General features: G+C 76.5%; 6 protein-coding genes. 3 read left to right on the top strand and 3 right to left on the bottom strand.

Annotated features, from left to right (window positions below):
• Nucleotides 1-6: 6 nt before the first annotated feature.
• Nucleotides 7-1,632 (bottom strand): phosphoglucomutase (alpha-D-glucose-1,6-bisphosphate-dependent), encoded by a 1,626-nt coding sequence (pgm, locus tag I4I81_RS01670; protein ID WP_218615751.1) that lies wholly within the window; start codon nt 1,630-1,632, stop codon nt 7-9.
• A gap of 526 nt (nt 1,633-2,158) precedes the next feature.
• A complete protein-coding gene (locus tag I4I81_RS01665; RefSeq protein ID WP_218615750.1) occupies nt 2,159-2,656 on the bottom strand; it encodes a hypothetical protein in 498 nt (165 codons plus the stop codon).
• A 197-nt stretch (nt 2,657-2,853) separates the two neighbouring features.
• Here I4I81_RS01665 and recC point away from each other — a divergent pair, with 197 nt between their 5' ends.
• Genes recC through recD form a run of 3 tightly spaced genes read left to right on the top strand, consistent with a single transcriptional unit; the run spans nt 2,854 to nt 11,176 of the window.
• Nucleotides 2,854-6,075: an exodeoxyribonuclease V subunit gamma gene (gene recC, locus I4I81_RS01660; RefSeq protein ID WP_218602240.1), complete on the top strand. Its 3,222-nt coding sequence runs from the start codon at nt 2,854-2,856 to the stop codon at nt 6,073-6,075.
• Nucleotides 6,072-9,374 (top strand): UvrD-helicase domain-containing protein, encoded by a 3,303-nt coding sequence (locus I4I81_RS01655; RefSeq protein ID WP_218602241.1) that lies wholly within the window; start codon nt 6,072-6,074, stop codon nt 9,372-9,374. Before recC ends, I4I81_RS01655 begins: the two co-directional genes overlap by 4 nt.
• Nucleotides 9,371-11,176, top strand: a complete 1,806-nt coding sequence (recD, locus tag I4I81_RS01650) for an exodeoxyribonuclease V subunit alpha (protein WP_226363684.1) — start codon at nt 9,371-9,373, stop codon at nt 11,174-11,176. Before I4I81_RS01655 ends, recD begins: the two co-directional genes overlap by 4 nt.
• Nucleotide 11,177: 1 nt before the next feature.
• Here recD and I4I81_RS01645 read toward each other — a convergent pair whose 3' ends face one another.
• A complete protein-coding gene (locus I4I81_RS01645) occupies nt 11,178-11,633 on the bottom strand; it encodes a DUF3558 family protein (RefSeq protein ID WP_218602243.1) in 456 nt (151 codons plus the stop codon).
• Between the last annotated feature and the right edge of the window lie 34 nt (nt 11,634-11,667).

The raw sequence follows: 11,667 nt of genomic DNA, 5'->3' as shown, positions 1-11,667 counted from the left end.
GGGGAGTCACCCTAGTGCGGCGGCGACCACTTCCTGGGCCTCGCCCTGGATCGCCGCCAGGTGCTCGGAGCCGCGGAAGCTCTCGGCGTAGATCTTGTAGACGTCCTCGGTCCCCGACGGACGCGCGGCGAACCAGCCACCCTCGGTGACGACCTTGAGCCCGCCGAGCGCCGCTCCGTTGCCGGGGGCCTCGGTGAGCCGGCCGGTGATCGGCTCGCCGGCCAGCTCGGTGGCCGTCACGTCCTCCGCGGAGAGCTTCCCGAGTCTCGCCTTCGCCTCCGGGGTGGTGGCGACGTCGATGCGCGCGTACTCGGGCGCGCCGAAGCGCTCGGTGAGCTCGCGGTAGCGCTCGCTGGGCGTCTGCCCGGTGACGGCGAGGATCTCCGAGGCGAGCAGCGCGAGGATGAGGCCGTCCTTGTCGGTGGTCCAGACACCGCCGTCGCGGCGCAGGAACGACGCGCCCGCACTCTCCTCGCCGCCGAAGCCGAGCGAGGCGTCGATCAGGCCGGGCACGAACCACTTGAACCCGACGGGCGTCTCGACGAGCGTACGCCCCAGGTCGGCGGCCACCCGGTCGATCATCGAGGAGCTGACGGCGGTCTTGCCGATCCCCGCGGCGGCGGGCCAGCCGGGGCGGTTCGCGAAGAGGTGACCGATCGCGACGGCGAGGAAGTGGTTGGGGTTCATCAGGCCGTCGGCGGTGACGATGCCGTGGCGGTCGGCGTCGGCGTCGTTGCCGGTGGAGATCTGGAACGCGTCGCGGTTCGCGACGAGCGACGCCATCGCGTACGGCGACGAGCAGTCCATCCGGATCTTGCCGTCCCAGTCCAGGGTCATGAACCCGAACTGCGGGTCGACGTCCGGGTTCACCACGGTGAGGTCGAGGCGGTGACGCTCCGCGATCGCCCCCCAGTACGCGACGCTCGCCCCGCCGAGGGGGTCGGCGCCGATGCGGACGCCCGCGGCGCGGATCGCGTCGAGGTCGACCACCTGCGGCAGGTCCTCGACGTAGGCGCCGAGGTAGTCGTAGCGGCCCAGGTTCCCGCGGTCCAGCGCCGTGCGGCGGACGCCGTCGAGCTTCGCGGCCAGCAGGGCGTTGGCGCGGTCGGCGATCCACCTCGTGGCGTCGGAGTCGGCCGGGCCGCCGTGCGTGGGGTTGTACTTGAAGCCGCCGTCGGCGGGCGGGTTGTGCGAGGGCGTCACGACGACGCCGTCGGCCAGACCGCTCACCCGGCCGCGGTTGTGGGTGAGGATCGCGTGCGAGACGGCCGGGGTCGGGGTGAAGCCGTCGTCGGCGTCGGCGAGGACGTGCACGTCGTTGGCCGCGAACACCTCGATCGCGGTGATCCACGCCGGCTCGGAGAGCGCGTGGGTGTCGCGCCCGATGAACAGCGGCCCGTCGATCCCCTGCCCGGCGCGGTACTCGCAGATGGCCTGGCTGGTGGCCGCGATGTGGTCGTCGTTGAACGTGGTGAGCAGCGAGGACCCACGGTGCCCTGACGTCCCGAACGCCACGCGCTCCGCCGGGTTGTCCGGGTCGGGCCGGCGGTCGGCGTAGGCGTCGAGCAGGGCTCCGACGTCGACGAGGTCCTCTGCTCGGGCGGGGGTGCCGGCGCGGGGGTGGGTCGACATCGGGGGCGCTCCTTCAGGTGCGGGACGGTCGGGGACCACCCTGCCGTGTCGGGGCCCGCCGCGCTGCACCGGTCGGCGATCCCGGCCCGGTCGCAGCGGTGATCGCCGTGGGTGGTGCGTCGGCGACCTCGCGGGGGCCGTGGCGTGCGGCTGGGACCGATCACCGCACGGACCCCGGCGGGTGCGGGCGGTGGCCGACCGTCGCGTCGCCGGGCGATGGTGATCGCCACGAATCGCACGTCAGCGACCTGGTGGGGGCCGTGGCGTGCGGATCGGACCGATCACCGCACGGACCCCGGCGGGTGCGGGCAGCCGCCGATCGACGTGTCACCGGGCGATGGTGATCGCCACGAGCCGTGCGTCAGAGACCTCGCCGGGGCCGTCACGCACGGCCGGGACCGATCACCGCGCGGACCCCGGCGCGGTGCGGACAGCAGCCGACCGTCACGTCGCCGGGGCGGCGGTGATCGCCGCGAGCGGTGCGCCAGCGGCCCCCGGCAGGGCCGTGGCGCACGGATCGGAGCGATCAGGCGGAGATCCGGCCCTGCTGCTGCGGGATCCGGGCGTGCACCTCGGCCGCGGTGAGGGGGCGGCTGCTGTCGGTGGCCAGGTGGAAGTGCCCGCTGCGCGAGCGGCCGCACAGGTAGGAGCGCAGGTGGCGGGCGCCGAGGACCTCCAGCTCGCGGGCGGCGGACTCGGCGTCCTCGCGGGTGGAGTAGATGACCTTGCCGTCGGTGCCGCGGCCCTGGCGCAGGGCGACGACGCCGGCGATCTCGGCCTGGCTCGGGGTGCAGAACACCGGGCGGCCGCTCTTCGTCAGCCGGGCGTGCCGGTGCAGGACCTCGCTGCGCGCGGCGTCGCGGATGCCCTGCGCGGTGCTCGGCTCGACGATCGCGAACGGCACCGGGGTGTGCCGGACGGGGGTGATCGGGGCGCGCTGGGCGGGGATGTCGCGCGGGCTGGGAACGGCGCGGGGGCCACGCTGGGCGGGGATCGCGGTCCGTCCGGGGATGTCGGCGTGCATCTCGGCCCTCCTCGAAGTCGTGGTGTGTTGTCCACCAGATCGCGTGGAAGACACTCTGCCGTTATCCGGACGGGAGCGGGATCGCTCGATCGTGTCGACTATCGCTCAGGGTGACCGAACGTGACCGTCGCGGAGCCGCATCCGGAACTGTCGGACCCCCGCTCTAGCGTGTGGGCATCCGATCGGGAGGGGTCACCGTGCTGCACGTCCACCGCGCCGAGCGCGCCGACGCCCTCGCCGAGGCTCTCGCCGACGTCCTGCGCACGCCGCTGGAGGACCCCTTCGCCACCGAGGTCGTCGCGGTGCCGGCCCGGGGCATCGAGCGGTGGCTGGCCCAGCGCCTGTCGCACCGGCTGGGCACCGACACCGGGGGCGGCGTGTGCGCGGGCGTGGAGTTCCCGTCCCCCGGGCGGGTGCTGGCCGCGGCCGTGTCCGGGGCCGTGGGCGTGGATCCCGCCGAGGACCCGTGGCGCCCGGAACGCGTGGTGTGGCCGCTGCTGGAGGAGCTCGACGCCGCGGCGGGTCAACCGTGGTGCCCCGATCTGCGCGCCCACCCGCGCTGGGCCACGGCCCGCCGCATCGCCGCCCTGTTCGCCGCCTACGCCGAGCACCGCCCCGCCATGCTCGAGGACTGGCGCACCGGGGCCGACGCACCGGGCGACCTGTCGTGGCAGTCGGAGCTGTGGCGCCGCGTCCGCGCCCGGATCGGCACCCCGGGGCCCGCCGAGCGCCTGCGCACCGCGGTCGACGCGCTGCGCGCCGACCCGTCGCTCGCCGACCTGCCGCCGCGGCTGTCGCTGTTCGGGCCCACCCGGCTGAGCACGGAGCAGCTCGTCCTGCTCGACGCGCTCGCCGCCCACCGCGAGGTGCACCTGTGGCTGCCGCACCCCTCCCCCGCGCTGTGGGCCGCCGTCGCGGAGCGGGCGCCGTCGGCGGTGCCGCCGCGGGCGGCCGACCCCACGGCCGCGGCCGTCACGCACCCGCTGCTGTCCTCGCTGGCCCGCGACGTGCGGGAGCTGCAGGTCCGGCTCGTCGGGGCCGCCCCGGGTTTCGCCGACCACCACCATCCCGCGGCCGATCCCCCGTCCACGCAGCTCGGCCGGCTGCAGCGGGCGCTGCGCGACGATCGGCCCGCCGACGTCGGCGCGGCCGACGGGTCGGTGCAGGTCCACGCATGCCACGGCGCGCACCGGCAGGTCGAGGTGCTGCGCGAGGTGGTGGTCGGGCTGCTCGCCGCCGACCCCACCCTGGAGCCGCGCGACGTCCTCGTCATGTGCCCCGACATCGAGACGTTCGCCCCGCTGATCTCCGCGGCGTTCGGGCTCGGCGAGCTGGGCACGGCGGTGCACCCCGGCCAGCACCTGCGGGTGCGCCTGGCCGACCGCGCTCTCCGCCAGGTCAACCCTCTCCTCGACACCGTCGCCGCGCTCCTGGATCTGGCGTCGGCCCGCCTCACGGCGTCGCAGCTGCTCGACCTGCTGGCCTCCGAGCCCGTCCGCACGCGCTTCCGCCTCGACGACGACGACGTCGTGCGGATCCGGGAGCTGGTCGTCGCCTCCGGGGTGCGGTGGGGGCTCGACGCGGCGCACCGCGCGCCGTTCCACCTCGACGGCTTCGGGCAGAACACGTGGGCCGCCGGGCTCGACCGGCTGCTGCTCGGCGTCACGATGTCGGGCGACTGGCTGGGCACGGCGCTGCCGCTCGACGTGGAGTCCGGCGACGTCGAGCGGGTGGGGCGGCTCGCCGAGTTCGTGCACCGGCTCAGCGGCGTGCTCGCCCGGCTGCGCACGCCGCAGCCGCTCACCGACTGGGTCGACGCCCTCACCGCCGGCCTCGACGCCCTCACCACCACCTCCGTCACCGACGAGTGGCAGGCCGGCCAGGCCCGCGGCGAGCTGGCCGAGGCACTGCGCACCGCGGGGCCGCACGGGGCCGCCACGCCGCTCGGGCCCGTCGACGTCGCCGGTCTGCTCGACGAGCGGCTGCGCGGGCGCCCGAGCCGCGCCAACTTCCGCACCGGCACGCTCACCGTCGCCACGCTGGTCCCGATGCGGTCCGTGCCGCACCGTGTGGTCTGCCTGCTCGGCCTCGACGACGGCGTGTTCCCCCGCGCGGGTGTCCCCGACGGCGACGACGTGCTCGCCCGCGCCCCGCTCGCCGGGGAACGCGACGCCCGCAGCGAGGACCGCCAGCTGCTGCTCGACGCGGTGTGCGCGGCCACCGCGCACCTCGTCGTCGTGCACTCCGGGGCCGACGAGCGCACCGGAGCGCGGCGCCCGCCCGCGGTGCCGCTCGGGGAGCTGCTCGACGTCGTGGGGGCGCGTCCCTGGCCGGACGGGGTGGTCGTCCGGCATCCGTTGCAGCCCTTCGACGCCCGCAACTTCACGGCCGGCGCGCTCGGCGTCGACCGTCCCTTCAGCTTCGACCGCGCGGAGCGGGCTGGGGCACGCGCCGCGGTCGCGGTGAAGGCGCCGCCCGCCCCGTTCCTGGCCGACCCGCTGCCCGACCGCGACGAGCCGGTGATCGCCCTCGACGACCTGGTGGCGTTCGCGGAGCACCCGGTGAGGGCGTTCCTCAAGCAGCGCGTCGGGCTCTCCCTGTTCACCCGCGACGACGACCCCGACGACGCCCTGCCCGTCGAGCTCGACGGGCTGGAGCAGTACCGGATCGGCTCCCGGCTGCTGGCCGACCGGCTCGGCGGGCACGACCTCGCCCACTGCCGGGCCGCGGAGTGGCGCCGGGGCGACCTGCCTCCGGGGCCGCTCGGAGAGGCCCTGCTCGCGCGCGTCGTCGACGGGGTGGAGCCACTGGCCGCCGCGGCGGAGAGGCTGCGCGTCGGAGAGCCCGGGTCGCGCGACGTCGACGTGGAGCTCGCCGACGGCACGCGGGTCGTCGGCACGCTCGACGGGCTGCACGACCGCACGCTGCTGCGCGTCGAGTACTCCCGGCTCAAGCCCGCGCAGCGGGTGCGGGCGTGGGTGCGCCTGCTCGCGCTCACCGCGGGCACCGGCGAGAGCTGGCGGGCGGTGAGCCTCGGGCGCGCGTCGCGGGACGGGATCGCGCGGGCCACCCTCGCGCCGGTCACCCCCGAGCACGCCCGCGGGGTGCTCGCCGGGCTCGTGGCCCTGCGCCGCGAGGGGTTGCGGGCGCCGCTGCCCCTGGCCACGCAGACCGGGGCGGAGTACGCCCGTCGCCGCCTGGGCGGGGCCGAGCCCGGCATCGCGCTGGTCGACGCCCTGCGCAGCTGGACCGGCGGCATCGGCGAGTGCACCGACGAGGCGCACGTGCGCGTCTGGGGTGCGGGGGCCGACCTGGCCGTCGAGGACGGGCCGCCCGGCGGGGAGCCGACCCGGTTCGGCGAGCTGGCGATGGGGCTGTGGGCCCCGCTGCTCGCCCAGGAGGGGGTGGACTTCCCGTGACGGCCGTACTGGCCCCGTCGGCGTTCCTGGTCACCGGCCCGCTGCCCACCGGCACCACCGTGCTGGAGGCCAGCGCCGGCACCGGCAAGACGTTCACGATCGCCGCACTCGCCGCCCGCTATGTCGCCGAGGGCCTGGCCACGCTGCCCGAGCTGATGCTCGTCACGTTCGGCCGCGAGGCCACCACGGAGCTGCGCGAGCGGGTGCGCGGCCGCCTGGTCGACGCCGAGCGCGGCCTCGCCGACCCGGTGGCGGCCCGCGCGGGCGACGACGAGGTGCTCGCCCTGCTCGCCGACGCCCCGCCGGAGGAGATCGCGGCCCGGCGCGCGCGGCTCACCCGCGCACTCGCCGGGTTCGACGCCGCCACGATCGCCACCACCCACCAGTTCTGCCAGCAGATGCTCGCCGGGCTCGGGGTGGCGGGCGACACCGACCCCGGTGCGGAGTTCGTCGAGTCGATCGACGACCTGATCTCGGAGGTCGTCGACGACTTCTACGTGCGCAAGTACGGCGCGCGCGGGGCGGGCAACCCGGCGTTCGGCCGCGTCGAGGCGGGAAAGCTCGCCCGGGCCGCGGTGCTCGACGGCCAGGCGCGGCTCGAACCGGCGCACGCCCCCGACGGCTCCCCCGCGCAGGTGCGCCACCGGTTCGCCACCGCGGTGCGCGGCGAGGTGGCCCGGCGCAAGCGGGAGCGCCGCCTCTACACCTACGACGACATGCTCACCCGCCTGTCGGCGGCCCTGCACGACGCCGACGGCACGGCCGCGCGGCGGCTGCGCGCCCGCTACGGCGTCGTGCTCGTCGACGAGTTCCAGGACACCGACCCGGTGCAGTGGCACATCCTGCGCACGGCGTTCCACGGGCACACCACGCTCGTCCTGATCGGCGACCCCAAGCAGGCGATCTACGCCTTCCGCGGCGCCGACGTCGTCAGCTACCTCGACGCCACGACCACGGCGGACCGGCACGCCACGCTGGCCCGCAACCACCGCAGCGACGCCCCGCTGCTGCAGGCGCTCGACACCGTGTTCGACGGCGCCGCGCTGGGCGACGACCGCATCCGCGTGCACACCGTCGAGGCCGCGCGCCCCGTCCCACGGCTCGCGGGCGCACCCGTCGACACCCCCGTCCGGATCCGGGTGCTCGGCCGCGACGGGCTCCCGCAGTCCGGGCGCAAGCTCGCGCTCGCCGGGCCCGCCCGCGCCCGCGTGGCCCGCGACTGTGCGGCGGAGATCGCCGCGCTGCTGGCCAGCCCGGCCCGGCTCGACGGTGAGCCCGTCCAGCCGGGTGACGTCGCGGTGCTCGTGCGCACCAACGACCAGGCGTCGGTGGTGCGGGCGGCGCTGGGCCGGGTCGGGGTGCCCGCGGTGTCGTCGGGCACCGCGAGCGTGTTCGGCACCCCGGTCGCGACGGAGTGGCTCACGCTGCTGGAGGCCCTCGAGCAGCCGCGTGCGTTCCGGGTACGGGCCGCCGCCCTCACCTGCTTCGTCGGCGCCACCGCGGCGCAGCTGTGCTCGGCCGGGGCCGACGACCTGCTCGACCACCTCGGCGGCACCCTGCGCGACTGGGCCGCCGTGCTGCACCGGGGCGGGATGGCGGCACTGCTGGAGGCGGTCACCGGCACCGAACTCCCGGAACGCATCCTGGGCTCCGCCGACGGCGAGCGCACGCTCACCGACCTGCGCCACGTCGCGCAGTCGCTGCACGCGTCGGCCACCGCGCAGCACCTCGGGCCGTCCGCGCTGGTCGACTGGCTGCGGCACCGCATCGCCGACGCCGCCACCGACGTCGGCTCCGAGCGGAGCAGGCGGCTGGAGTCCGACGCCGCGGCGGTGCAGATCATCACCGTGCACCGCAGCAAGGGGCTGGAGTTCCCGGTCGTGCACGTGCCCTTCGCCTGGGACCGCTTCGTCGGCGACCCGCAGTTCCCGCTGCTGCACGACGAGCGCGGCGCGCGGGTGCTCGACGTCGGCGGCCCCACCGGAGAGTCCTGGGCCGCCCACTGCGACCGCCACCGCGCCGAGGAGGCCGGCGAGGACCTGCGCCTGCTCTACGTCGCGCTCACCCGCGCCCGCAGCCAGGTCGTCACGTGGTGGGTGCCGGCCACGACGGTCGGGGCGTCGCCGCTGCACCGGGTGCTGTTCGGGCGCGGGTCCGGCGGCACGCTCGCCGAGTCCTACAAGGTGCCCGCCGATCCGATCGCGCTCCACGCGCTGCAGGCCGTGGAGTCGTCGACGATCGCGGTGGAGGCGGTCGGCCCGCCCGCCGACCCGGTGTTCGTCCCCGACGAGCGCACCGCCGCGGAGCCCGCGGTGGCGGCGTTCGACCGCGTGCTCGACACCGCGTGGCGGCGCACCTCCTACACGGCGCTCACGGCCACGGCCGGGCACCACGCCCCGACCGCGCTCACCGAGCCGGAGGAGGCCGGCACCGACGACGAGCCGGAGCTCGAACCCGTCGACGGCGTCACCGGGCCCGCCGACCCCTCGCCGATGGCCGCGCTCCCGCTCGGGGCCGCGTTCGGCACGCTCGTGCACTCGGTGTTCGAGGCGGCCGACCTCACCGCACCCGACCTCGTCGCCGAGCTCACCGCGCACGCCGCGGAGCAACTCGCGTTCCGCCCGATCGCCGGGCTCGACGGCGCCACCCTCGGCGCCGCGCTGCTCCCGGCCGTGCGGACCCCCCTCGGGCCGCTCGCCGACGGCCTGCGACTGGCCGACGTCGCGCCCCGCGACCGCCTCGCCGAGCTCGACTTCGAGCTGCCGCTGGCCGGGGGCGACGACGCGGCCGGTCCCCCGCTCACGCTCGACGCGCTGGTCCCCCTGCTGCGGACGCACCTGCCGCCGACCGACCCGCTGCACGCCTACGCCGACGACCTCGCCGCACTCGAGCCGTCGCCGCTGCGCGGCTACCTCACCGGCAGCATCGACGCCGTGCTGCGCCTGCCGTCGGGCCGGTTCGCGATCGTCGACTACAAGACCAACTGGCTCGGCGCCCCCGGCGAGCCGCTCACGGCCGCGCACTACACCCCGCCGCGGCTGGCCGTCGCGATGCGCGGCGCCCACTACCCGCTCCAGGCGCTGCTCTACGGCGTCGCCCTGCACCGCTACCTGCGCTGGCGGCTGCCCGGCTACGACCCGGAGCACCATCTCGGCGGGGTGCTCTACCTGTTCGTCCGCGGCATGTGCGGGCCCGCCACGCCCGTCGTCGACGGGATGCCGTGCGGCGTCTTCGGCTGGGCTCCCCCGCCCGCGCTCACCGTCGAGCTGTCCACGCTGCTGGAGCGGGGTGCGCCGTGACCGCTCCCGACACCGATCTGCACGACGCGCGCTTCGTGCTCGACGCGTCCGGCCTGCTGGCGGAGTTCAACGCGGTGGGGGTCCTCGACGCCGCCGACGTGCACACCGCCGAGCGGGTCGGCCGGCTCGGCGGGGAGCCCGACGAGACGGTGCTGCTCGCGCTCGCGCTCGCGGTGCGCGCGGTCCGGCTGGGGTCGGTCTGCGTCGACCTCGCCAAGGCCGACCGCACCGTCCTGGGTGAGGGCGACGAGCTCGTCGACGTCTCCACTCTGCCATGGCCCGAACCCGGCCCCTGGCACGATGCGTGCCTGCGCAGCCCGCTGGTGGCCGACGGTGCCGACGCCCCGGCCGGGCGGCCGCTGCGGATGGTCGCGGGACAGCTCTACCTGGAGCGGTACTGGCGCGAGGAGGAGCTGGTGCGGCTCTCGCTGCGCGAGCGCGCCGCCGCCGCACCACCGGCGCACGACCTCGCCGCGCTGCGCTCCGGGCTCGACACGCTGTTCCCCGATCCCCGCGCGCTGCGCCAGCGCCAGGCCGCCGCGGTGGCGTCGCTGCGCCGGGTCACGGTGCTCGCCGGCGGGCCCGGCACGGGCAAGACCACCACCGTCGCCGCGCTCCTGCAGCTCCTGCTCGACCAGCCCGGCCCGTCGCCGCGGGTCGCGCTGGCCGCCCCCACCGGCAAGGCGGCGGCGCGCCTGCAGGGGGCCGTCACCGAGCACCTGCCGGAGCGGTACCGGTCCCGGGTGGCCGAGGCGTCCACACTGCACCGGCTGCTGGGCTGGCGTCCCGGCGGCGGATCCGGGGCGTTCCGCCACGACCGCACGCACCGGCTGCCGTTCGACGTCGTCGTGGTCGACGAGACCTCGATGGTGTCGCTCACGATGATGGCGCGGTTGCTCGACGCCGTGCGCCCGGACGCGCGCCTGGTGCTCGTCGGCGACCCCGACCAGCTCGCGTCGGTGGAGGCCGGTGCGGTGCTGGGCGACCTCGCCCGCGCCGCCGGGAGACCCGAACCCGCTCTCGACGCCGACCTCGCCGCGCTGGGTCTGCCCACCGGAGTCGTGCACGGGGTCGTCACCCTCGACCACACCTGGCGCTTCGACGGCGCCATCGCCGACCTGGCCCGCGCGGTGCAGCGGGGCGACGCCGACGCCGCGCTCGCCGTCCTGCGCCGCGACGACCCGCAGCTCGCGTTCACCGAGGGCACCGACGAGGCGCGGGCCGACGTCGTCACCGCGGGGCGGGCGCTCGCCGCGGCCGCACGCGCGGGCGACGTCGAGGCGGCGGTGGGCGGGCTCGACGCGCACCGGGTGCTGTGCGCGCACCGCCGCGGCCCGTACGGGGTGGCGCGCTGGACCACCGACATCGACCGCTGGCTGGGCCAGGGCCGGCCCGGGGCACGCGATCTCTGGTACCCCGGCCGCGCGGTGCTCGTCACCATCAACGACTACGACGCGGGCCTGTTCAACGGCGACACCGGTGTCGCGGTCGACACCCCCGACGGGCTGCGCGTCGCGTTCGCCCGCGGCGGGCCGCCCACGCTGTTCGCCCCGTCGCGCCTCTCCGAGGTCACCGGCGTGCACGCGATGACGGTGCACCGCGGGCAGGGCAGCCAGTTCAAGCGGGTCACGGTCGTCCTGCCGCCCGCGGAGTCCCCGCTGCTCACCCGGGAGCTCCTCTACACCGCGGTCACCCGTGCGCGGCAGTTCGTGCGCGTGGTCGGGTCGGAGGACGCCGTCCGGGCCGCGGTGCAGCGCCCGGTCGCCCGGGCCAGCGGCCTGCGCCACCGCCTGGACGACTGACTCAGCCCGGCATGTTCGCCAGCGCGAGTTCGGTGATCTCCCGCTGAGCGTCGCAGTCGGCCCCGCCGGCCACCGCGAGCACCCCCGAGCCGACGTCGACGACGGTCGAACAGCCCTCACCCGAGGTCCGCAGGGCCGCGAAGCCGCCGATCTCGTCGTCGACGAACTCGACACCGGGGCCCCCGGACGCGGACCGGAACTCGTCGAGCCCGGCGCCGGGCGCCACCGTGAGCAGCACCGGCACGGTGAACCCCGCACCCTCCTGCCTCCACGAGCAGGACCGCACCGGTCCCGCGTCGGCGGCTCGTCCCGGCCCGAGCCCGGCGGCGGCGACCTGGGCGGGGGTGAGCAGGTCGCACGGGGCGACCGCACCGAGGTCGGGCCCGGATGCACCCCTCGCGCACCCGGCTCCGGCCAGCAGCAGGGCGGCCACCGTCATCGTCGTGATCATCCTCATCTGCGGATCGTGACACCTGGACCCCTGCGCCCGT

Origin of the sequence: Pseudonocardia abyssalis (genome assembly GCF_019263705.2) — a bacterium.
GTDB classification, from domain to species: domain Bacteria; phylum Actinomycetota; class Actinomycetes; order Mycobacteriales; family Pseudonocardiaceae; genus Pseudonocardia; species Pseudonocardia abyssalis.
Note: the sequence above shows the minus strand (reverse complement) of the source record. Positions and strands in the feature narration are given on the sequence as shown.